This window comes from Bacillus sp. FSL K6-2431 (assembly GCF_038005165.1).
Taxonomy (GTDB): domain Bacteria; phylum Bacillota; class Bacilli; order Bacillales; family Bacillaceae; genus Bacillus; species Bacillus pumilus.
Genome location: NZ_JBBOSQ010000001.1, coordinates 3086425 through 3109407, shown reverse-complemented (window position 1 = coordinate 3109407; position 22983 = coordinate 3086425). Strand labels below are relative to the sequence as shown.

23 protein-coding genes and 1 other annotated feature are annotated in these 22983 nt (G+C 41.3%); of the genes, 7 read left to right on the top strand and 16 right to left on the bottom strand.

The genetic code is table 11. The features are described from left to right. Window positions 1-111 precede the first annotated feature (111 nt). A complete protein-coding gene (locus tag MHH40_RS15725; protein WP_050943529.1) occupies window positions 112-1299 on the top strand; it encodes an MFS transporter in 1188 nt (395 codons plus the stop codon). Window positions 1300-1311: 12 nt separating this feature from the next. Further along, the gene (locus MHH40_RS15720; RefSeq protein ID WP_050943528.1) at window positions 1312-2151 is read left to right on the top strand and encodes an aldo/keto reductase; all 840 of its coding nucleotides are present in this window, start codon (window positions 1312-1314) and stop codon (window positions 2149-2151) included. 45 nt (window positions 2152-2196) lie between these two features. On the opposite strand, the gene MHH40_RS15715 is transcribed toward MHH40_RS15720, so the two are convergent. The 6 genes from MHH40_RS15715 to MHH40_RS15690 all read right to left on the bottom strand — a co-directional run bounded on the left by MHH40_RS15715 (window position 2197) and on the right by MHH40_RS15690 (window position 9797). Further along, the gene (locus MHH40_RS15715) at window positions 2197-3693 is read right to left on the bottom strand and encodes an extracellular solute-binding protein (RefSeq protein ID WP_050943527.1); all 1497 of its coding nucleotides are present in this window, start codon (window positions 3691-3693) and stop codon (window positions 2197-2199) included. A 25-nt stretch (window positions 3694-3718) separates the two neighbouring features. Then, window positions 3719-4579, bottom strand: coding sequence for a carbohydrate ABC transporter permease (locus MHH40_RS15710; RefSeq protein ID WP_095117953.1), 861 nt, complete (start codon window positions 4577-4579; stop codon window positions 3719-3721). A gap of 219 nt (window positions 4580-4798) precedes the next feature. Next, window positions 4799-5551 carry an NAD-dependent epimerase/dehydratase family protein gene (locus tag MHH40_RS15705; RefSeq protein ID WP_050943526.1) on the bottom strand — a complete coding sequence of 251 codons (753 nt, stop codon included), beginning with the start codon at window positions 5549-5551 and terminating at the stop codon, window positions 4799-4801. Between the two features lie 46 nt (window positions 5552-5597). After that, window positions 5598-6500, bottom strand: coding sequence for a dienelactone hydrolase family protein (locus MHH40_RS15700; protein WP_050943525.1), 903 nt, complete (start codon window positions 6498-6500; stop codon window positions 5598-5600). A gap of 130 nt (window positions 6501-6630) precedes the next feature. Then, the gene (leuS, locus tag MHH40_RS15695; protein WP_050943523.1) at window positions 6631-9045 is read right to left on the bottom strand and encodes a leucine--tRNA ligase; all 2415 of its coding nucleotides are present in this window, start codon (window positions 9043-9045) and stop codon (window positions 6631-6633) included. A 97-nt stretch (window positions 9046-9142) separates the two neighbouring features. Then, window positions 9143-9364, bottom strand: a binding site (T-box leader). Between the two features lie 103 nt (window positions 9365-9467). After that, a complete protein-coding gene (locus MHH40_RS15690) occupies window positions 9468-9797 on the bottom strand; it encodes a DUF4257 domain-containing protein (RefSeq protein WP_223250657.1) in 330 nt (109 codons plus the stop codon). Between the two features lie 424 nt (window positions 9798-10221). Here MHH40_RS15690 and MHH40_RS15685 point away from each other — a divergent pair, with 424 nt between their 5' ends. Both MHH40_RS15685 and MHH40_RS15680 read left to right on the top strand, forming a co-directional pair. Beyond that, window positions 10222-11025 carry a PAS domain-containing protein gene (locus MHH40_RS15685; RefSeq protein WP_003217570.1) on the top strand — a complete coding sequence of 268 codons (804 nt, stop codon included), beginning with the start codon at window positions 10222-10224 and terminating at the stop codon, window positions 11023-11025. A gap of 86 nt (window positions 11026-11111) precedes the next feature. Continuing rightward, window positions 11112-11813 (top strand): coiled-coil domain-containing protein, encoded by a 702-nt coding sequence (locus MHH40_RS15680; RefSeq protein WP_050943520.1) that lies wholly within the window; start codon window positions 11112-11114, stop codon window positions 11811-11813. Window positions 11814-11869: 56 nt separating this feature from the next. Here MHH40_RS15680 and MHH40_RS15675 read toward each other — a convergent pair whose 3' ends face one another. The 7 genes from MHH40_RS15675 to MHH40_RS15645 form a co-directional block, all read right to left on the bottom strand. Further along, the gene (locus tag MHH40_RS15675) at window positions 11870-13180 is read right to left on the bottom strand and encodes an ABC transporter permease (protein ID WP_050943518.1); all 1311 of its coding nucleotides are present in this window, start codon (window positions 13178-13180) and stop codon (window positions 11870-11872) included. Then, entirely contained in the window at window positions 13170-13868 is a 699-nt protein-coding gene (locus MHH40_RS15670; protein ID WP_044142163.1) for an ABC transporter ATP-binding protein, read from the bottom strand. The genes MHH40_RS15675 and MHH40_RS15670 overlap by 11 nt, the downstream gene beginning before the upstream one ends. A gap of 21 nt (window positions 13869-13889) precedes the next feature. After that, on the bottom strand, window positions 13890-14873 hold the full coding sequence (locus MHH40_RS15665) for an ABC transporter permease subunit (RefSeq protein WP_050943516.1): 984 nt from the start codon (window positions 14871-14873) through the stop codon (window positions 13890-13892). Further along, window positions 14867-15745 carry an ATP-binding cassette domain-containing protein gene (locus MHH40_RS15660; RefSeq protein ID WP_050943515.1) on the bottom strand — a complete coding sequence of 293 codons (879 nt, stop codon included), beginning with the start codon at window positions 15743-15745 and terminating at the stop codon, window positions 14867-14869. The genes MHH40_RS15665 and MHH40_RS15660 overlap by 7 nt, the downstream gene beginning before the upstream one ends. After that, complete coding sequence (locus MHH40_RS15655; RefSeq protein WP_003217551.1) at window positions 15738-16130, bottom strand: GntR family transcriptional regulator; 393 nt, start codon at window positions 16128-16130, stop codon at window positions 15738-15740. The genes MHH40_RS15660 and MHH40_RS15655 overlap by 8 nt, the downstream gene beginning before the upstream one ends. 17 nt (window positions 16131-16147) lie before the next feature. Further along, a complete protein-coding gene (locus tag MHH40_RS15650) occupies window positions 16148-16327 on the bottom strand; it encodes a hypothetical protein (RefSeq protein WP_003217546.1) in 180 nt (59 codons plus the stop codon). A 142-nt stretch (window positions 16328-16469) separates the two neighbouring features. Then, complete coding sequence (locus MHH40_RS15645; RefSeq protein WP_003217632.1) at window positions 16470-16745, bottom strand: YtzC family protein; 276 nt, start codon at window positions 16743-16745, stop codon at window positions 16470-16472. Window positions 16746-16897: 152 nt separating this feature from the next. Here MHH40_RS15645 and MHH40_RS15640 point away from each other — a divergent pair, with 152 nt between their 5' ends. Then, window positions 16898-17863: a TIGR01212 family radical SAM protein gene (locus MHH40_RS15640; protein ID WP_003217704.1), complete on the top strand. Its 966-nt coding sequence runs from the start codon at window positions 16898-16900 to the stop codon at window positions 17861-17863. Next, window positions 17860-18441: a class I SAM-dependent methyltransferase gene (locus MHH40_RS15635; protein WP_050943514.1), complete on the top strand. Its 582-nt coding sequence runs from the start codon at window positions 17860-17862 to the stop codon at window positions 18439-18441. Before MHH40_RS15640 ends, MHH40_RS15635 begins: the two co-directional genes overlap by 4 nt. A 15-nt stretch (window positions 18442-18456) precedes the next feature. On the opposite strand, the gene MHH40_RS15630 is transcribed toward MHH40_RS15635, so the two are convergent. Both MHH40_RS15630 and MHH40_RS15625 read right to left on the bottom strand, forming a co-directional pair. Then, on the bottom strand, window positions 18457-19536 hold the full coding sequence (locus MHH40_RS15630; RefSeq protein ID WP_050943513.1) for a tetraprenyl-beta-curcumene synthase family protein: 1080 nt from the start codon (window positions 19534-19536) through the stop codon (window positions 18457-18459). 30 nt (window positions 19537-19566) lie between these two features. Then, window positions 19567-20346 (bottom strand): alpha/beta hydrolase, encoded by a 780-nt coding sequence (locus MHH40_RS15625; RefSeq protein ID WP_003217757.1) that lies wholly within the window; start codon window positions 20344-20346, stop codon window positions 19567-19569. 45 nt (window positions 20347-20391) lie between these two features. Here MHH40_RS15625 and MHH40_RS15620 point away from each other — a divergent pair, with 45 nt between their 5' ends. Continuing rightward, window positions 20392-20907, top strand: coding sequence for a gamma carbonic anhydrase (locus MHH40_RS15620; RefSeq protein WP_050943512.1), 516 nt, complete (start codon window positions 20392-20394; stop codon window positions 20905-20907). Window positions 20908-21050: 143 nt separating this feature from the next. On the opposite strand, the gene asnB is transcribed toward MHH40_RS15620, so the two are convergent. Continuing rightward, on the bottom strand, window positions 21051-22949 hold the full coding sequence (gene asnB, locus MHH40_RS15615; RefSeq protein WP_050943511.1) for an asparagine synthase (glutamine-hydrolyzing): 1899 nt from the start codon (window positions 22947-22949) through the stop codon (window positions 21051-21053). Window positions 22950-22983: the final 34 nt, after the last annotated feature.

Here is a 22983-nt window from a genome sequence, read left to right as displayed (position 1 = left end):
TATATTACAAAAAAGTACGTACTTTTTTTTTCGTCATCCATGTTAGATAATAACTCTTGCCGATCGGCTTCGTCTATCAAAATGTCATCTCAGAAGGATGTGAACTGATTCATGAAGAAAAAACAAAACCAATTTGCCCTTCTCGCACTAGCTATTAGTGCTTTTGCTATAGGAACCACTGAGTTTATTAGTGTCGGTCTTTTGCCGATGATTTCAGAGGACTTTGGAGTGAGCGTCAGCCAGGCGGGCTGGACCGTCTCTTTATATGCACTTGGTGTGACATTCGGCGCCCCTATTTTGACTTCTCTGACTTCAGCGATGAAAAGAAAAACATTGCTTTTGCTCATTATGCTCGTCTTTTTGATTGGAAATACACTCGCCACGATGGCTCCGACCTTTTCAGTGCTATTAATCGGCCGGGTCATTTCAGCCTTATCCCATGGAATCTTTATGTCCATCGGCTCTACGATCGCTGCAAGCCTTGTAGTGAAAGAAAAACGGGCAAGCGCGATTGCCTTTATGTTCACTGGTTTAACAGTAGCGACTGTGACGGGCGTGCCATTCGGGACATTTCTTGGTCATGAGCTCGGCTGGCGGACATCATTCGGTGTGATTGTCATTATTGGTCTGATCGCACTAATATCTAACTATTTTCTTGTTCCATCTCAATTAAAGCAAGGCGTGAAAACATCATTTAAGGATCAAGCTGTTTTATTAAAAACAAAAAGAATCTTGCTTCTATTTGTCATTACAGCAACAGGATACGGAGGAACCTTTGTCGTCTTTACGTATTTATCCCCTCTCTTACAGCATGTGACAGGTCTTGCGCCTGGGGCGGTGGCATTGATCCTGCTTTTATACGGGATCACGATCGCAGCTGGAAATGTCATTGGCGGAAAGGCTGCAAATGAGAAGCCAATGAAAGCACTCATTTACATGTTTATCATCCAAAGCATCATTTTGTTTATCCTTAGCTTGACTGCTGGATTTACGGTGCTAGGCATCGCAACCGTCATGCTGATGGGACTGTTTGCTTTCATGAATGTCCCAGGGCTTCAAGTAGCTGTCGTTGATTTTGCAGAAAGATACACACCAGGAGCAGTCGACGTCGCTTCCGCTATGAATATCGCTGCCTTTAATGCTGGTATCGCCATCGGCTCATTTTTAGGCGGCATCGTGACAGATACTCTTGGGCTTCTGCATACAGGCTGGGTCGGTGGTATCATGGTCCTCATCGCTGCGATTCTCACGATGATTAGTTTTCGAATCGAACAACAAGAACAAAATCAAACCATCTAAGGAGTGTTCAATATGAATCATTTACAAAGTACAAAAACATTAAACAATGGAGTCCACATGCCAGGATTTGGTCTCGGTGTATTCAAGGTGGAAGATGGTGCAGAATTAATAGACGCCGTCAAAACAGCCATTCAAATAGGCTATCGCAGTATTGATACAGCGGCTATTTATGGCAATGAGGAAGGGGTTGGACGAGGCATACAACTTGGTCTTGCAGAAACAGGACTGCGCCGCGAAGACCTCTTTGTGACATCAAAAGTGTGGAATGCCGATTTAGGATATGAATCCACTCTACAAGCATATGAGGAAAGTTTGAAAAAACTTCAGCTTGACTATTTGGATCTATATTTAATCCATTGGCCGGTTGAGGGCAAATATAAAGACGCTTGGCGTGCGCTGGAAACTTTGTATCGTGAAGGAAAGGTGAGAGCAATCGGTGTGAGCAACTTCCAGCCGCATCATCTAGACGAACTATTAAAAGATGCAGACATCATACCAGCTATCAATCAAGTCGAGTTTCACCCAAAACTAACGCAGGAAGCACTCTATACGTATTTGAACACACATGGCATTCAAATGGAAGCTTGGTCACCGCTCATGCAGGGGGAACTGCTTCATCATCCGGTGATCAAAGAACTCTCGGACACATACGGCAAAACACCTGCTCAAATTATTTTGCGCTGGGATGTGCAAAAAGGCGTCATCACCATTCCAAAATCAACGAAAGCGCATCGTTTAAAAGAAAATGCAGACATATTTGATTTTGTCTTATCTGATGAGGATATGAAACGTCTTTCTGACTTAAATGAAAACAAACGGATCGGTCCAGACCCAGACAATTTTGACTTTTAATAGAAACACCCCCGCTCTTTAACTGTGCGGGGGTGTTGATGTTGATTATTTTGATTTTTTAAAGGAAGCTTCATATTCTTCAATGATTTTATTGCCACCATTTGATTTCCACTTCTCTACATCTTTCTTAAATTGATCTTCACTGATGTCTCCAAGAATGAACTTATAGGTCGCATCATCGATGATTTTTTTCAATTCATTTCCTCGTTCTGAGGCTGTTTCTGAATACAGGCTTTCAGCAGGGTTGGCGACGATGATCTTTTGATTGTCTTCTTCCAGCTCTTCATATTTTGTACGAACCGCATCCCCTTTATTTTTCAAGTAGCGTTTATCAATGCCTACTAGACTGACAAGCGGCTGTACATCTGTCTGCCAGCTTTTCACTTGGCTTTCTTCCCTGACAAATGTATTCCCTTCTTCTTTCTTATAATGCTCACCATCTATACCGTACGTCATGAGACCATAGACATCTTCTTCTGCAATGCGATCAAAGAAGGCCAAAATTCGCTTTAATTCTGCCTCTGATTTCACGCTTGTTTTAGGGAATGCGAAGATGCCATTATGACCACCTGATGCCCACACCCGTTCTTTGCCATCTGGACCTTTGATTCGGTTCAAGATATCGACTTTCATGTTTTTATCTGTCGCGTCATCTCTCAAGTTCACAGCATCTACCATATTTCCAACATAGATTCCTGCTTTTCCTTGTGAGAATAATTCCTGCTGCTGTGTTTTGCTTGTCACAGGGAAGTCTTTGTTGATATAGCCATTATCACGCAGTTTCTTCATGTACTTCATCGTATTCATGTACTCATCTGTCATAAAGTCTGGCGTGAATTTGCCGTTATCTTCTTTCCAGTCTGTTGGCATTCCCTCATATGAACCCAGCGTTTTAAATGCCCCATAAATCAAATCGTTCCGATCCGTAAAGCCAATTGTATCCGCTTTTCCGTTTTGATTCGGATCTTTTTCAGTAAAGGCTTTCGCTACCTCATAAAGATCATCCAACGTTTTTGGTGTATCCAAATTTAAATTTTCAAGCCAATCCTTTCGAATGACAATTCCTTGTCTTGAAAGTGGTCTCTCTCTATAAATACCATAAAGCTTACCGTCTATAGAGGCGTTTTTATTGATCAGTTCGTTCATCTTACTTAAATTTGGATAATCCTTCAAATACGGACCGACTTCCCAGAACATACCTGATCTGAATGCATTAATAGCAGACGAATTCTTAATGTCTTGAATCGTCACAATCTGCGGCAGATTCCCAGCTGCAAGTGCAGAATTTAACCGATCTTCCTTCACAGCATCAGGCACCCACGTAATATCAAGTTCTGTATTTGTAAGCTTCTCAATCTCTTTTAAAACCGAATCTTTCGGCGGCTGCTGATGATACAAAATCGCCATCCATGTCAGCTTCACTTTTTTGTCTAAATCAACCTTTTCATTCGATGAACTTCCTTTGCTTGAACATGCGGATAAAATACCGCTTGCTGCAAATAACAGAACAAACGCAATCAACCATAATTTCTTTCTCCCCATAAGATCCCTCCGTTGTTCCTTCTTTTTAACCTTTTACAGAACCTAGTAATGCCCCTTTGTTGAAATGCTTTTGAATAAATGGATAGACAAGCAGAACGGGAATGGTGGCTACCACAATGACAGCCATTTTAATCGTTTGGTCTGGCGGTGGTGTGGATGATCCCATATCCGACATATCTCCCTGCATTCCGCTCGAAACAATGACAATCTGCCTTAGAAGTACCTGAATCGGCCATTTCACTGAATCATTTAAATACAGGATGGCGGTCATGTACGTATTCCAATACGTCACGGCATAAAAAAGTGAAATGGTCGCAATAGCTGGCAAAGAAAGTGGCAGCACAATTTTAAAGAAAATCCCTAAATCGTTACAGCCATCCATCTTCGCTGATTCCTCAAGGCTTGCGGGAATGTTTTGAAAGAAGTTTTTCAAGATGATCAAATTGAACGCATTGATCGCAACCGGTAGAATTAGTGACCAATAGGTATCAAGTAGACCAAGTGTTTTCACCACAATAAACGTCGGAATCATACCTCCGCTAAATAGCATCGTGAAGACAACGAGAAACATCAATGTTCTCCGGCCTTTTAACTCCTGACGAGACAGCCCATATGCCATGAGTGAGGACAAAAACATGCTGACAGCTGTTCCAACGAGTGTCACAAGAATGGACACGATAAGGCTGCGGTACACAATATCCGTAGAGAAAATATACCGATAGGCCTCTAAAGAAAACGTGGTCGGGAACAAGATAAACTTCTTCGTGATGACCTCTTCTACTGTAGCAAAAGAGGCAGCAATGACATGGATGAACGGAAGCACACATATTAATGCGAACATGAGTAGAAAAGAGTAATTAAATAAGTTGAACAATCGGTCTTTAATAGAACGATCTATGTTCATCACACCCTTTCTTTGAAAGCGTTATCATTTTATCCGAAAATAAGCTGCAGCCTGTGACGATATCGTGATTAAAATGTAACAAATGGGGGAAGAAAGCGTCTATAATCATCTTGACAGTCCAACTGGGTCGATCCTGTCAGTCGTGCTTTTATGCTCATGAAACAAAAGAATAAGATCATCAGCTAATGACATGATTATGCCCTATGCCTGATCGTTTTCTTCAAGGATTTCCGTCGTATTCACATCGGGTCTATAGCCTAACTCCTGCTTCGTGTTTTCCGTAGACCAAGGCTTTTCTTCGTTTTCTGATACGGCATAATATGTCCCAAAGGGAACGGTCGTTTCAATCGCTGCCTTTATCATCCGTGCTAGATCCTCGTGTGAAAGAAGTGTTCGTTTCGTCCGTTCTTTCTCGTGTAATGCCTCCATCTCATCTGTCACAACCGTTCCAATCCGTAAATTGATAACAGACATTCCCGTTTGATCGTGGAACAAACGGCCTAGCTGTTCAGAAGCAAATTTTAAAATGCCATAGACATTTTGAGTCGCAGGTACATCGTTTGTTGTAATATGTCTCCCTAGTAAGGAGCGTCCATCTTTTTCATAACGATCGGTCACGTGATTGCTGCTTGCAAAAATGACTTTTCGTATGCCGAGGCTTGCAGCTGATCGAAACATAGAATAAGAGCTCCTCCAAAAAATATCATTCATTTTTTCAAACTCCTCATGATTCATCACATCATGCGTCATCTCCATGTTTAAAAGGTGTATGATGACATCTGTATCTCGCGGAATCGCCTCATATAATTCCTGTTCATTCGTTGCATCTGCTAAAATGTCTCCTTTTACACAGCCCGTTTGATCAATAATGGTGATCTCATACTCAGAAGAGAGCGTTTTTGTTAAAATACGGCCAATCACACCGCACCCGCCAATGATCGTGATCTTCTTCATGTGTCTCCTCCTTTCTAATGACGTAGTATGTCCAAGCCTTTATAGATTACAGCCATTTTTTTAAGAATCGAGTGGCCTCGTGACGCATAGCGGCTGTTTCAAAATGACCTGCATGAAGACCAACAAGCTGATACCGTTCTTTCAATGAAGCCGCTTGATAAGTTTGGCTCAATCCCTTTTGAATGCGAGCGACGCCTTCAGCAGGCGTGAGTGGATCAAGTTTTCCAACTAAGCTTAAATGCGGCCTTGGAAAAATCATTTCCTGAATATCAGCTGCCGTAAAGTGCTTTGCTAAGCTTGGTACATAGTAATAAAAGCCATGCCTGTCTAAATTGTTCGTTTCAATTAATGTGTGGTGATCGACCTGTGCGCAAAGATCAATACACACACTGACCCTCTCATCAAGCGCAGCCGTCCACCAGGAAAGAAGCCCGCCCATTGACATTCCAAAAATAGCTAACCGGTCCGGCAGCACATCAGGTCGAGACAGCACATAATCAATTGCACACATGCTTTCATACAGCATCATGCCCCACATCACTTTCCCTGTTAAAAGCATTTCCTTAAAAATTTCACTTTCGGTTCTTCCTCTTCTCTCACCAAATCCTGCATGATCAATAGCCAGAACACTATAGCCTTTTGAGGTGAACTCTTTCGCATATGAAGGCGCTTGCAAATAATGAGCACCCTTGATGAGCTCTTCCTTCCCATCGACGTAGTTCCCGCCATGAGAGTGCTGAAACAGCACAACTGGTCTTTTTTTCACCGTATCCTTCGGCTTCACAAAATAAGCGGGCACTTCCTCTACACCATGGATTGAAAGAATGAGTGTTTCGATAACGTACGATTCACGATCCTCGACCTTTAACGTATATGCCTCCACGCGATGGCGTTCTGGCATTTCTCCTAACAGACTGAGCAGTTGTTCACGTTTGCTTTCCTTTTCCATTGACGTCACTCCTCCTTTTGTTGATCATCTGTTAACATACGAGATCGATCGTGCAATCACCTTGTTTTCGACAAAATTATGTCCCGGGAAATAAAGAACACCCACCGGTTCATACCGATGGGTGTCATCATTAATTCGCAACAATATTGACAAGCTTCCCAGGAACCGCAATCACTTTGCGAATGGTTTTCCCTTCAAGCTGTTCTTTTACACGTGCATCATTTTTTGCAAGCTCTTCTAACTGTTCTTTAGTTGCATCAGCAGGAACAGTTAATTTTGCTTTCACTTTCCCATTCAATTGTACGACAATTTCTACTTCATCGTCGACAAGCTTTGACTCGTCATATTGCGGCCATGCTTCATAAGAGATAGACCCTTCATGACCAAGTTTATTCCAAAGCTCTTCCGCTACATGCGGTGCAATTGGAGAAAGTAGTTTCACAAAGCCTTCTGCATATTCTTTCGGCAGTGTATCAGCCTTGTAGGCATCATTGATAAACACCATTAATTGTGAAATCCCTGTATTGAAGCGCAGGCCTTCATAGTGGTCTGTCACCTTCATCACGGTTTCATGATAGCTGCGTTCTAATGCGCCTCCAGTTTGCTCTGTTATTTTATCACTGATTGTGCCATCTTCGTTTGTGAATAGACGCCATACACGATCAAGGAAGCGGCGAGCACCATCAAGTCCTGTTTCAGACCAAGCGATTGATGCATCTAAAGGTCCCATGAACATTTCATAAAGGCGCAATGTATCCGCACCATGAGATTCTACGATATCATCTGGATTGACGACATTTCCTTTTGATTTACTCATTTTTTCATTATTTTCCCCAAGAATCATTCCTTGGTTGAACAATTTCATGAAAGGTTCTTTTGTCGGAACAACGCCGATATCATACAAGAACTTATGCCAGAAGCGCGCATATAGAAGATGAAGTACAGCATGTTCTGCTCCGCCAATATATACATCAACAGGAAGCCATTTCTTCAGCTTTTCAGGAGATGCAAGCTCTTCTGAGTTATGCGGGTCAATATAACGTAAGAAATACCAGCAGCTGCCTGCCCATTGCGGCATTGTATTGGTTTCACGGCGTCCTTTTTTACCTGTGACAGGATCGACAACCTCAACCCAATCTTTAATATTGGCTAAAGGTGATTCACCTGTGCCACTTGGCTTAATCTCAGTCGTTTTAGGCAAAATGAGTGGAAGCTCTTCCTCTGAAACAGCTGAAGACGTTCCGTCCTCCCAATGAATAATTGGAATTGGCTCACCCCAATAACGCTGGCGGCTAAATAGCCAGTCTCTTAAACGGTAAGTGACTTTCTTTTCGCCTTTTTGATGTTCTTCCAGCCATGCAATGACTTTTTCAATCGCTTCTTCTTTTCCTAATCCATCGAGGAAATCAGAGTTAATGTGTTTTCCATCGCCTGTGTAAGCTTCTTTTTCAATGTCTCCTCCTTCGACAACTTCCTTGATTGGAAGATCAAATGTTTTGGCGAATTCATAGTCACGCTCATCATGGGCAGGTACCGCCATAATCGCGCCTGTTCCATAAGTAGCCAGCACGTAATCTGCAATCCAGATCGGCATCTTTTCACCATTTAATGGATTGATGGCATAAGCGCCTGTGAAAATACCCGTCTTCGTTTTTGCAAGATCTGTCCGCTCTAAGTCGCTCTTAGATTGAATTTCTTTCATATATGCTTCGACTGCTTCTTTTTGAGCAGCTGTTGTCATTTTTTCAACAAGTGCATGTTCTGGTGCAAGTACCGCATAGGTTGCCCCAAACAATGTATCAGGACGCGTTGTGAAAACAGTAAACTGTTCATCATGTCCTTCTACTTCGAAATGAACATGTGCACCTTCTGAACGTCCGATCCAGTTACGCTGCATATCTTTAATGCTTTCAGGCCAATCAATGTCTTCTAAATCTTCTAACAGCCTGTCCGCATATGCCGTAATCTTTAGCATCCATTGCTTCATCGGACGTCTTTCAACCGGATGCCCTCCGCGTTCACTTTTTCCATCAATGACTTCTTCGTTTGCAAGGACTGTGCCAAGCGCTGGGCACCAGTTCACTGGTACTTCATCGATATACGCCAATCCCTTTTCGTACAATTTCAAGAAAATCCATTGTGTCCATTTATAATAATTTGGATCAGTCGTGTTGATTTCTCGATCCCAATCATATGAGAACCCTAGTGATTGAATTTGGCGGCGGAAGTTATTGATGTTCTCTTCTGTAAAGACCGCCGGATCATTCCCTGTATCTAGCGCATACTGTTCTGCTGGAAGACCAAATGCGTCCCATCCCATTGGATGAAGAACATCATATCCCTGCATACGTTTCATGCGTGATAAAATATCCGTTGCTGTGTAGCCCTCAGGGTGCCCGACATGAAGTCCTGCTCCTGATGGATATGGAAACATATCAAGTGCATAGAACTTTGGTTTATCTTCCGAGTCAGATGTGGCGAATGTTTTATGTGTCAGCCAATAATCCTGCCACTTCTTTTCAATTTCCCGATGCTGAAAACTCAATGTGAAAACCTCCTTTAATATGTACGGCTGTATCTGCTCAGATGACCACCGCGAGAATTCAGATTTTTCTAAAATCAACAAAAAACCCTCATCCCTAGAAAGGGACGAGAGATTTTTTGGTTCCCGCGGTACCACCCTTGTTAGCGTAACTTTCTGTTTGTACGCTCACTTAATATCTTTAACGCAGACATGCGACAGAAGCTTTAACGCAACTGCAACTCTGAGGCGAGTTCAGAAGCAGATTTGATTGACTTTCACCAGCCGTCAATTCTCTAAAGACAAATACTGCTTTCCTACTACTCCTCTTCACTGTTCTTATCGTAACCGTCATCTAAGTAGTATTTTATAGAATTATGATCATAAGTGCAAGCAGGTTTGTATACAATGGGAATGTACCCTAGATCAGGGTAAAGTAGAGGATATTATTCGTGTGGAGATCGGTTATGACGGTTGGAGTCTGCATTCTGTGAATGCTGTTCTCTTACAAAATCAAAGCTTCGCAGAACTGCTTCTCCTCCGTAACCTGAAATAATTGATAAGATGACCAAGTGCAGACTAGAATCGGGATTTGAGGATAAGACAAGCAGTGTAGCGGCAATCATCCCAACGAGCCAATCTTCAATAAACCCTAAATAAATAAACTTTTTTGTCATTCTGGGCTTCTCTAGCCTGCCTTTTTTCTTTACGTGACCGAGAATGCCCATGACCCCTCCAATGGCGCAAGCAATAATGACTTGTTGCAGCATTTTCATCACCTTCCTAAAGCCCTTAGAATAGTAAAGCGACTTCAGGCTGTCCAGCCCCCTGTAATGCCATTCTGCTGTTCCGTCATAATCCATGTAAAAGGTCTATTCTCTCTAACGAAGAAAAAAGCTTGTTTCTTCCATTATATGTGAATGACCCAAAACAATCTTGATGCATTGGAATCATTTTTACCTAATCCATATTGACTATTTTTGTCATTTTATGAATTATGAGCAATTGATTCCTTCTTTTTCTAAAGAAAAGTCTCCTTACTTACTATATTCTAATGGAGGACAAACTATGATGACAAATTTAACAAAGCCATTGCAATCGTTGAAACAGAACATATGTTATGTTACGTTAGTAAGGAATACCTTTGGTTGAAAAGACAACCATTTGATATGTCTGATAGCAGCAACAAAGGAGGGTAATATGGTCAGCTCGAACATCTTCGGCTTACAAAAACAGCTTGAACTCATAAAAAAAGCGCTAGATCATGCGCGGATCGGTGTTGTCATTACAGACCCTTCTTTAGAGGATAACCCTATCGTTTATGTGAATCATGGCTTTACACACATGACTGGATACAAACCAGATGAGATTCTTGGGCGTAACTGTCGATTCCTTCAAGGGAAAGACACAGATCAAAAGCAGCTTGATTTAATACGTCATGGAATACAGAATAAAACACCTATTACCACACAGCTAAAAAATTATAAAAAAGACGGTACTTTTTTTTGGAATGAACTCAATATAGATCCTCTATACATTGAACAAGATGATAAAACATTTTTCATTGGCTTTCAAAAGGATATTACGAAACAGAAAGAATATGAACAGCTCCTAGAAGATTCCTTACAGGAAGTCACCTCTCTTTCGACGCCAATCGTCCCAATCAAAAATGGTGTATCTGCTCTGCCACTCATTGGAAAACTATCTGAAGAACGCTTTGATGCCATTGTCGCGAAGTTAACTTGTATATTAGATGATTCAAAGGATGATTATTTAATTGTCGATCTTTCTGGTTTAATCGATGTCGATGATTCCGTTGCAGCACGCATTTTCAAGCTGCATCGTCTTCTTAATCTAACCGGAACCGAACTGATCATCACAGGAATCAAACCGCAGCTTGCAATGAAAATGAAAGACTTGGATACAGATTTTCAGGATACAATCACTTATTTGACGGTTAAGGAAGCAATCAAAGGATTACCATTAGCTGAAAACCCTGTGTAAAACAGGGTTTTTTTAGTTGAAACGCCCCCTAAAAATGGAAAAATGAGGTATGATAGGTGTAATAAAGGATGTAGGGGGGCTACTAGATGATGATGTTACTCATCATAGGTCTTTTATGTGTTTGTTTTGCCATAGGATATGCCGTCAATTTCTTATTACTCAAACACCAGAATGCGCAGATCTTTTCAAAGAAACTATTTTATCCTTTCTTGATCTTGGGTCTCATCTTTTCCATTATGTCATTACCGTTTGCTGCCACAGATGCACCGAAGGCACAAGCAGATCCATCTTCAGAACAGCTGTTAAAGGATCAAAAGCAGCTCACATCTGACATAACGCGCTTAAAAGCTGATAAAGAGGAGCTTACCGCTTCTTTAGAGGACGCAACAAAGGATAAAGAAAAACTAGCGAAAAAGCTAGAAACCATCACCTCAGAAAAAGAAACAATCAAAAAGCAAGAAAAGACCATTCAAGCGCTTGAAGAGAAAATAGACAAGCTTGCCTCAAGCAACGAAACACTTAAAAAAGAGAATAAGAAAAGCAGCAACGATACGGATTCTTCTACCGTTCAGCGGTCCGCTCCTAAAGATGAAGGAAAAAGCACAGGCGGTCATGAGTCACAGAAGGAAACAAAAAAAGGATCTGCAGCCTGTAACATCAAAGGAAGTGTCAACGGTATTTATCACACACCGAGCAGCAGATACTACTCTAGAACAAAGAATGTAACCAAGCTATTCTGCTCTGTAGAAGAGGCAGAGCGTGCAGGGTACCGGGCACCTAAGCAATAGCTATACGAAAAAAGAACCTCCTGTCAGCCCAATTGGGTGCTTAGGAGGTTCTTTTTTTAGATTTCTCTTCTTAATGCTGCTAATACATTCGTTTTTGTTGCTTTACGTGCTGGGTTGAGCCCTGAAAGGATTGCTACCCCTGCGCTAATCACTGTTGCTGTAATTACAAGGCTGAGCGGAATATAGGAGAAGGTGATCGAGAATTGATCGCTTGACCCTCCCTCTGACATGGACGACAAAATGGCTGGAATGATTAAATTGACAGCGAAACTAATGATATATGAGATGATAATACCGATGATCGACCCAATCACCCCAATGTAAGCACTTTCCATGAGGAACATTCGCTTGATAATCGATGGATTCGCGCCAATGGCTTTCATAATCCCAATTTCTTGTGTCCGCTCTGTTACTGCCATTGTCATCGTATTAAAAATACCAATTGCAGAAATAATGACCGCAATACATCCAACAAAAATAAGTCCAATTTTGAAGACTGTAAAGAACATATCCATTCCTTCGAGCTGATTCGTCACAGAGATGACTTGATAGCCCTCATCTGTCAGCTTATTCGTGAGTGCACCGACATTGTCGAATTTATCTGCATAAACAGAGGTCTTTTTCTCGACATTTCCTGCTTCAGGAGATAGATCGAGTACTTGACCAAATTCCTTTTCATACGCATTCGGAATAAAAATTTTATGATCCTCTTGCCACTCCAGATTCGGCTTTTTCAACACACCTACTACACGGAAATCAAATGTTTTTTCTTTGACGACTTCATTTTCTTCGTTGAGTTTTGGTACCTTGACTTGAATCACTTTATTTAAAATATCTTTCGTGTAGCCCTTAGGCTCTTTTGGTGTTTCTTCGCCATTTGATGTCTGATTTAATTTTTTTTCATAGGCTTGGCGTTCTTTTTTTGTCCACAGTTGTTCAGCCATATGATACCCGACCACAATTTCGTTCGCTGATGTTGGGACTTTTCCTCGGTCTAGCTCAAGCCCTGCTTCTTTTTCTTCTTTCATATCGGTTAGAGCAGCCTGCGTTTCACCTGAGCGATCATCGAGCTCGACGTTTACCAATGGAATGAGCGCCGTTCTTGAGACGACAGATTTCACATGATCATATTTCTTTAAATCATCTGTCTTGACGTCACCTTTTTCCTTGCCTAACACTTTCACTTCTGTGATGATTTGCTGTTTCATGATTTCATCTTGCGCCGATTTTTGCAGACCAAAACCGACAGATGCTAAAACGATTAAGAAAGAGCATGCCATTGTCGTCGCAAGAATGGTCATAAACACACGCAATCTATTTTTCTTCATGTTTCTTCTAATAAATTTGACCTGATCTCTAAATTTCAATGGATTGTTCCCCTTTCTTTAATACACCATCATGAAGCTGGAACGTTGTATCTGCGATTGAAGCGACTTCATCGTCATGTGTAATAATGACAAACGTGATTCCTTTTTCACGATTAAGCTGCTGGATAAAGGCTAAGATTTCTCCTTCGGTTTCTGAATCTAGACTGCCTGTTGGTTCATCCGCTAAAATAATAGATGGATTTAAAATCAAGGCTCTTGCAATACTCACACGCTGCTGCTGCCCGCCTGACAACTCATTCGGGTAATGCCCAGCATGATGTTCTAAACCTACTCGTTTCAGCATTTCTTCTACTTTCGCCTTTCGTTCAGACGGCTTCACACCTTTTAAAGTGAGCGGAAGTTCAACATTTTCATACGTCGTTAAGCTCCCGATCAATTGAAAGCTTTGAAAGATAAAACCAAAGTGATCTAAGCGGAAGTCCGCCCATTCTTTTTCATTAAACCCAGTCACATCGGTACCATCAATGACAATTTGTCCGCTCGTTGGCGTAATATATCCTGAAATTAAGTTCAATAGGGTAGATTTCCCCGAACCACTTCGCCCCACTATACAAGCAATATCGCCTCTTTTGATGGATAGGTCAATCCCTTTCAGCACAGGAATCTCATTCTCTCTGCCCTTTTTACCAATTGTAAACACATGATCTAACGCTTGAACTTGAATCATCTCTACTCCCCTACTCTCTGTTTATCTTTTTCGATATATTAAGAAATAACTTGTTAGTGCACCTACAACGCCGCCTATGATCATGCCGACAAAATAACCTAATAACGAATCGGAAGAGAAGCCAACCCAGCCAAAACCTAAAACACCGAACACGATGACCATAATTTGAATTGGCCAATCCATCGCTGAAAAGAGGAAGAACCTCCCATTTCGTTCGGTTGGATGTTTGGTAAAGCTAAACAAACCAACTAGGTAAAATATGACCATCATGACAAGTGGAATGATGAATTCTTCACCATTGAACCAACGCTGATAATCCTGTTGAAAATAGTCATTTGTAATATAAGTAATTGGAGATAGAGGCGATATCAAATAATTGAAGCTCGTATCTATCCAATTCTCAGTTGGTCTAATGATAAAATCTAAATGAACGATCGGAAGTCCAATCATCAAAAATGGTAGAATGGATGTACTGAATCCAACGATTGTTTGAGATATGGCACTTCCTGTTAATGTACCTGCTGCTAAAAATAAACTATAGACCATCAAGGCTGACAACAGTGCATAAAAATAACGACTGTTGAACTCAGGTGTCTCTATTGGATGAAGACCTAATTTAAGTAAATAAATGATAAGGTATGAGACAACATGAACGCTTGCAATGATTCCAGCCCCTAAAAAAAACTTGGAATGAAAGATGGCACTTCTGCTAAATGGCAAGGATAATGTAAAGTCTATTTGCCCTTTATTTCTCTCAAATCCTAGCTGAATCACAGCAAAAAATATTCCCATTATCCATGAAAGTGAGAGAAATGCATCTTGGTTAAACATATAAGTGAATGTTGCTGTATCACTTATACAAGATGGACTTTTCAAACAATCTTGAAAAGTTGAGTAACCCATAAAGAGAGATAATGGCGTCGCAAACACCGCAACCAGCATCACTAAAATAAATGTCAGCTCTGATTGCTTCCATTCCTTATATAATAATTGCCGCTTTACCATCTCCGTTTCCCTCCAAACTTTGCAATGAATACTTCTTCTAAATTCACAGGCAGTTCATGCCATACTTTTGGCTGCAGCGACTTCAAGTACTCTTTGGCCTCTACATCGGTTTTAAGAATAAGTGCTGTATAAAAAATGCCCGCTTGATCTAATATAGCAACGCCATTTTTTCGTATACTCAAGTTCATATCTTCTTCAAAAGCCATCTGGATTTTGACATAATCATTCTTTAATTCATCTAGATCCATGACACTTGTGAGTTGATTTCCTTCTAAAAACCCGATTCGGTTGCACATACGCTCAATATCCTCTAATCGGTGCGATGTGATGAGAATCGACGTTTCACGTTCCGCTACCTCGTCGATCATGAGCTGAAGAACATCATTTCTTGTGACGGCATCAATACCATCTGTTGGTTCATCTAACAGAATCACGGCTGGCTTGATCGCAAAGCTTAAAATTAATGAGAGCTGTTTTTTTAACCCTGTCGATAGTTCACGATATTTCACTTTTTCCGGAATTTCATAGCGATTCACAAGCTCATTGGCATATGTCACGTCAAACTTCGGGTAAATATGCTTTAACAGCTGGACAAGCTGCCCGTAATTGTATCTGTCAAAGTAGGGATTGACGACTGGCATATACACAATATTTTGCTTTACTAACGGGTGGTCTTTCACAAGCACGTCTTTAAAATAAATCTCTCCTTCATCTGGAAGAAGAATTTGCTGAATCAAGCGGAGAAGTGTTGTTTTACCAGAGCCATTCCTGCCAAGCAAACCAAAGATCTCACCTTCGCCTATTTTGAAGGAAACGTTACTGAGTACTTCACGTCCATTTAATGTCTTCGATACATTTCTAACCTCAATCAACTTTATTTCCTCCCTCGAGACTTGAGCCAATCTCTTCTATCCATTCCTTCAGTTGTTGAATATCAATACCGGCATAATGAGCTTCTATAATGAGTTGTCTTAATTGCTCCTTCATCTCCAATACCTTCCCTTCATTCAGCTTTAACCGAGCCTCTTCTGTTACATACGTACCGCGCCCTCTTAGTGTTTCAATAATCCCTTCCCGCTCAAGCTCCTTATATGCTTTACTGACGGTGTTTGGATTGGCGATGATAATAGTGGCGAGCTCTCTGACAGAGGGCAGTTTGTCACCAGGTTTCATTACACCTTTTAGACATAAAATTTTGAGTTGCTCAATGATTTGTTCATATATTGGCGCAGCGCTTCGTGGATCTATTTGAATCATGATGGCTCCCTCTTTCCTCATTCATGCTTTTGCAGTCCTATTGCTTGTTCATGCCCTTGCATTAAAGGGATTGAATTAAGTATCAAATCTTTTTGAACTTCAAAACCAATGAAAACGAGAACGAAAAAAAATGTACATGCTAACACAACAGCCAGCACCATCCACTTCAAATTGATTGGTTTTTTTTCTTTTTTCATGGTTAAACACCTTTCTTCACTTTTTAAGTGTCTTTAGTGTATTAGTTGATGTAGTACACTTAATACATTATAGACACTTAAATAAAAAGTCAATAGCCTTTCAAAAAATAAAAAACAGACCCTTTAAAAAAGGATCTGTTCATCATTCGTTGTCGTAAGAAATGCCTAAAATCATTTGATTTTGCAAGCTTTGCATTTGAACACGTGCCCTGTCTAACCGCTCTCTTTGCTGGTCATTGGCGACATCTTTTAATTTTTCTAATTCGTTCACCGCATCTTCAAGCATAAGCTGTGCCTTAGAAAATTCGTCCTCATTATAATGCTCTTGGCGTAAGTTCAAATCAAATTGCTCATTTGCAAACTCAAGGGTTTCAGTACTTTTTTGGATAAATTCATCGATTGACTGCCTTGTTGCCATCTTGCATTCCCTCCATTTCATCATTGCTCCCGCCTATTTTGCCCACGTAAAGCTTTTTCACTAAAGAAAATGTTGGACAGATTCAATTGTCCTCCTTCATGATTTTTGTTAAACTTTAAGGATGCCTATTATTACGCAAGGAGGTTACTGACTTGGATCAGCATAACCCTTTTTTATATTCAAACAGCGAAAAACGCTATCACACATGGAACTATCATTTGCGAGAGCACTTTGGTCATAAAGTTTTTAAAGTGGCCTTAGACGGCGGCTTTGACTGCCCAAACCGTGATGGTACTGTAGCCCATGGAGGCTGTACATTTTGCAGTGCCGCAGGATCTGGTGATTTTGCAGGAAACCGTGCGGATGATCTCATCACTCAATTTAACGAAATCAAAGACCGGATGCATACTAAATGGAAAGACGGAAAATATATGGCGTATTTTCAGGCGTATACAAACACACACGCCCCGCTTCCTGTTTTAAAGGAAAAATTTGAAACCGTGATGAATTTAGATGGTGTGGTTGGCTTATCTATTGCGACAAGACCTGACTGCCTGCCAGATGACGTGGTGGAGTATTTAGCTGAATTAAATGAGCGTACTTATCTCTGGGTAGAGCTTGGTCTTCAAACGGTTCATGAACGGACAGCGATGCTCATTAACCGTGCCCATGATTATGAATGCTACGTAGAAGGTGTAGAAAAACTGCGAAAACACGGCATTCGTGTCTGCTCGCATATCATCAACGGCTTGCCTCTTGAAAACCGGGACATGATGATGGAGACAGCAAAAGCTGTTGCTGATTTAGATGTGCAAGGAATTAAAATTCATTTGCTTCACCTTTTAAAAGGAACCCCAATGGTCAAGCAATATGAAAAAGGCAAATTGGAGTTTCTAAGCCAGGAAGAATATGTCCAGCTTGTTTGTGATCAGCTGGAGATCCTGCCGCCAGAAATGATTATTCATCGTATTACAGGCGATGGCCCGATTGAATTAATGGTTGGTCCAATGTGGAGTGTAAACAAATGGGAAGTATTAAATGCCATTAATGCTGAGCTTGAAAGACGTAACAGCTACCAAGGCAAACGTTTCGTCAGATTGGAAGAAGCAGCAAAATGATCTTGAAACGCATGCTCCCTTTTAGTAAAGAGCTGTTAGAACGGGCTTGTCAAAAAGGCGACATCGTCATTGATGCAACGATGGGAAATGGCCACGATACAATCTATTTAGCTGATCTTGTTGGTCATGATGGACAAGTTTTTGCATTCGACGTACAAGAAGAAGCCATACAGCAGACGCGTAACAGACTTGGTGAGGGATATCCATATGTTCATCTCATTCACGATGGTCATGAAAAACTGGCTCAACACCTGCCAAGGGATGTTTATGGACATATCTCTGGCGCGGTGTTTAACCTTGGGTACTTGCCCGGAGGCGATAAAGCCGTCACCACTCAGGCCGATACAACCATTGAAGCCATTGAGCAGCTCCTCGACTGGCTTAAACCCGGAGGTCTGATCGTCCTTGTGATTTATCATGGACACCCCGAAGGGAAAAAAGAAAAAGAAGTGCTTCTCGACTATTGCAGATCACTTCCTCATGAAGAGGTACAAGTTTTATCATATCAATACATGAATATTCAAAACGACCCGCCTTTTGTGGTCGCCATTGAAAAAAAACTAAAGCTCAAATCCTAATGGATTTGAGCTTTTTTATGAGGATTTCATCCAAGGCATTTTCTGATAGGTCCGGTAGGCTCTTCCGTTGATATAGAAAAAGAACGATGTTTTCCCGCTTGATTTGATCAGCCGTTTTGCCAGCTTATTCATCTCTTTTTGGGCTGTTACTTTTTCATCGGACAAATAGACTGCCAATAATCCTCTGTTAATTAATTTGTGAAAGTTTTCGTGCGGAATGCCTTTCAGCTGCTCATCCGCTTTTTCAATAAAATGCTGAAGTCTATCCATCATCTCATGATGAGAGGCATAGTAGGAGCAAAAGTTCAGATCTCCTCCAAGCCGGTCTTCTTCTTGGTCAATTAAATAATCAAGTAAAATGTGCAGACCTTGAATATAAGGGAAATAACTTTCATAAATTTGCTTCGCCTGCTTTTCTGTAAAGTCCGGTTGCAGCGCGTACGCCACAAGACAGAAAATCCCTAACGTTGATCCTGCACAAGCTGAAAATTCATACCATTCCATCTTAGGCAAATCCTTTTCATATTGGCGGAACCATGACTCTAGTCGCGGAACCCGCTCATGAGGAACGACGTGTTTATGTACTTGCAAATCACTGTAGTAATCGCACAGCGTGTGTAAATATGGCTGAATGATCGGATAATGCTTAAGACGCGACAGCACGTCTTGGCATGTGCGGACAAGCGCGTGTAAATATCCATGATCTTCTTGATCATCACGGAATTGGTAGTATGGCTTGAGCTCAGCATGAATATCAAGCGCATCTCTCATCGCTTGATGCAGCATATGAAAATCTTTTGGATCAAGCGACGTACTGCGGTCACACAGGTTATCTAAGTAATCACTGATGGTTTGATACGCCACAATGAATTCAATACACGTTTCTTTCGCCTCACCTGCTAGAAGAGATAAAATGCCTCCGCCTTCGCAGTGGAAGGTTTTACTCGATATGCTCGCTAACGCCTGCGTACGCAGTTCTTCATTTTCAATCATTTCTGCATGAGCCCGCCACTTTTTTAGCTCCTGATGAACAAGCGGAAAAATATCTTTATACACCTTTGTCATCAGTGCAAAAGGACGCTCTGGTACTGACAAATCAATCCACCCCTAACTTAAAGCTCACCATCAAATATATTGATCTGTAAAGGCTCTTGCTGCCTTAAACACATCTTCTCTTTCCGGTTCATTAAAAATTTCGTGATACAGTTCTTCCCATTCACGATATGATTTATTGGTTGATTCAATGCCATTGAACCATTTGATCACCCTCGTTTTATCGACGATCTTATCATCGCCCGCCTGCATTAAAAGGAGCGGAATCGATTTAAAAACATTCGTAGGCTGCATGGCTGCATCAATATTTTTGATCAGCTCTCGGTACCAGCGAACCGACACCTTTGTTACGTAAAGGGAATCATTTGAGTCTGCTTCAATCACAGCCTGATTTCGTGTGGCTAGTTCAATCGACAGCCCTGACTCGACTTTAAAGGACGGTGCGAGCACATTTAGACCTTTTGATGCAAAATCCATTAGCTTCTTCGGTTTAAATTGCAGACCTAAACAAGGTGATGATAAAATAAGGCCATCAATCTTCGTATGGGTATACTGCTTGACCCACTCAATTGAAATGAGTCCGCCCATACTGTGTCCAAGTAAAAAAGTAGGAAGCCTGAATGATTTCGCATGTTCGATCCATTCATCTACTGTATCAATGTATTCTTGAAACGAACGAATGTGGCCGCGCGCACGTGTCGACGTCCCTTGCCCAGGCAAGTCACCCATGACGACGTGATAGCCGGCATTTCGCCACATTTCGATCAGCCATTTATATCGGCCGTGATATTCACTCGCACCATGTACTATCACAATTGTACCAACTGGTCTTTCAGCATGCCAAGTCCACAAAGTAAACACCTCACAAATGTTGTATTAAGAAAGGAAGTCGAAAAAGTGATTTATCCATATCATCAGTTTACACCTGAGATTCATGAATCGGTCTTTGTCGCAGATAACGCCACCATTACAGGAGATGTCACGATTGGAGAATATTCGAGCGTGTGGTTCCAAACCGTCATCAGAGGCGATGTCGCTCCTGTGAGAATTGGAAAAAACGTCAATATTCAAGATTTATCCTGTCTGCATCAAAGTCCTGGAAAAACACTTCTTATAGAAGATGGTGCTACCATTGGACACCAAGTCACATTACATAGCTCAATCATTCGAAAAAATGCCCTAATTGGTATGGGGTCTATCATTCTCGATGGTGCAGAAATTGGCGAAGGTGCCTTTATCGGTGCAGGTAGTCTTGTCCCTCAAGGAAAGGTCATTCCAAAAGGATCACTCGCTTTCGGCCGTCCAGTCAAGGTCGTCCGGCAGTTAACAGATGAAGATATCCAAGACATGGACAGAATCCGTAGAGAATATGTAGAAAAAGGACAATACTATCGTTCCCTTATACCCCGTTAACATCATACGCGTTATCTTCACTTTATCATGTTTTTTTCAGGATATTAAGCAATAACTATGAACCGCTTGTTATTTTACCCTTTTCCGCCACTTTCTATCATAACAAAAAAGGTTTTCAGCTTTGTGCTGAAAACCTTTTTTCATTAACTAAAGATAACTTCTTTCGGTTGATGATTCAACTGCTCTGGATCAATGCTGCGCTCCACATAAATGCTGTGCCAAATCATAAAGATAAGGACGGTCCAAATCTTACGGCTATGATCTGCTTTACCAGCACAATGCTCATTTAATAAATCAAGCACATACTCTTTGTTAATGTATTCATCTGTTTGACTGTTTTTGATGATGTCTTTTGCCCAAGCATTCATCTCATTTTTCAACCAATGACGAATTGGCACAGGGAAACCAAGCTTTTTACGGTTTAACACATGGTCAGGCACAATGCCTTCTGCTGCTTTACGCAATAAATATTTCGTTGTGCCATCTTTTGTTTTCAGCTCTTCTGGAATTTTAGAAGCCGCTTCAAAAACGACCTTATCAAGGAATGGAACACGAAGCTCAAGAGAATTCGCCATCGTCATCTTGTCTGCTTTCAATAAGATGTCTCCGCGCATCCACGTATGGATATCAACATATTGCATTTTGTTAATATCACTGTAGCCTGCGCTTTCCTCGAAGTATGTCTTCGTTATGTCACGATATGTGATGCTTGGATCATAATGTTTGAGGAGATTTTTCTTCACTGGCTCTTCAAAGATTTTCGCATTACCGATATAACGTTCCTCTAATGGCGTACAGCCGCGAACGATAAAGCTCTTCCCTTTCATTCCTTCTGGCATTAAACGAGCCAGACGAAGAAGAAACTTTTTCAGCATAGATGGTACAGATTCAAATGGTTTAAGAGAAAGAGGCTCACGGTAAATATTATATCCACCGAACAGCTCGTCCGCTCCTTCACCTGAAAGAACAACCGTCACTTGTTTCTTCGCTTCTTTTGCCACGAAATACAATGGAATCGCTGCCGGATCAGCTAAAGGATCGTCTAAATGCCAAACAATCTTCGGAAGCTCGTTCATATATTCCTCTGGAGAAATAACGGCGCTGAAGTTTTGTAAGCCTAGCTTGTCAGCTGTTTCCTTCGCGACATCGACTTCACTAAAGCCATCCTGCTGGAAGCCAACAGAGAATGTCTTTAGCTCAGGGTGTAATTCCTTTGCGACAGACACGATGAAGGAAGAATCAATACCACCTGATAGGAATGAACCAACAGGTACATCACTTCTCATGTGAACTTTCACAGAATCATAGATCGCATCGCGTACTTCTTCAATTAACTTCTGTTCTTGTGTTTGCTCAGGCTTGAATTGAACTTTCCAGTATGTCTTAAATTCGATCTCCTGTCCTGGGCGTAAAATAAACTGATGACCAGGCTCAACTTTATGCACCTTTTGATCAAGCGTATTTGGCTCAGGAACGAATTGGAACGACATGTACTGCTGCAATGAAGTCTCATCAAATAAAATGTTCTCGTTCACAGCCATCAAGCTTTTGCGCTCAGACGCAAAGTACACTTGCTCATCCATTTGTGTGAAATAAAGCGGTTTGATGCCAAAAGGATCTCTTGCGCCATATAATTGCTGCGCTTCTTTATCCCAAATTAAAAATGCAAACATGCCGCGAAGCTTAGAAGCCGCTTCTTCTTTATAATGACGGTATGTGGCAAGCAGTACTTCCGTATCAGAATCTGTGCTGAACGTATAGCCCTTTTTCACAAGCTCTTCCTTCAGCTCCACATAGTTATAAATTTCCCCGTTAAAAATAATCCAGTACTTTTCATCTTCATAAGAAAGCGGCTGCTTTCCGTGTTCAACATCTATAATACTTAAACGTCTAAATCCAAATCCTACATGCTCATCATGAAAGTACCCCTCATCATCCGGACCACGGTGAACGATGAGACGATTCATTTGTTTAATTAACTCTTCCTGCTCAGTAGTTTCGGACAATGGACGGTGATTAAACACACCAACAAACCCACACATATTATTGCCTCCACGTTATGTTATTTCTTAAAAG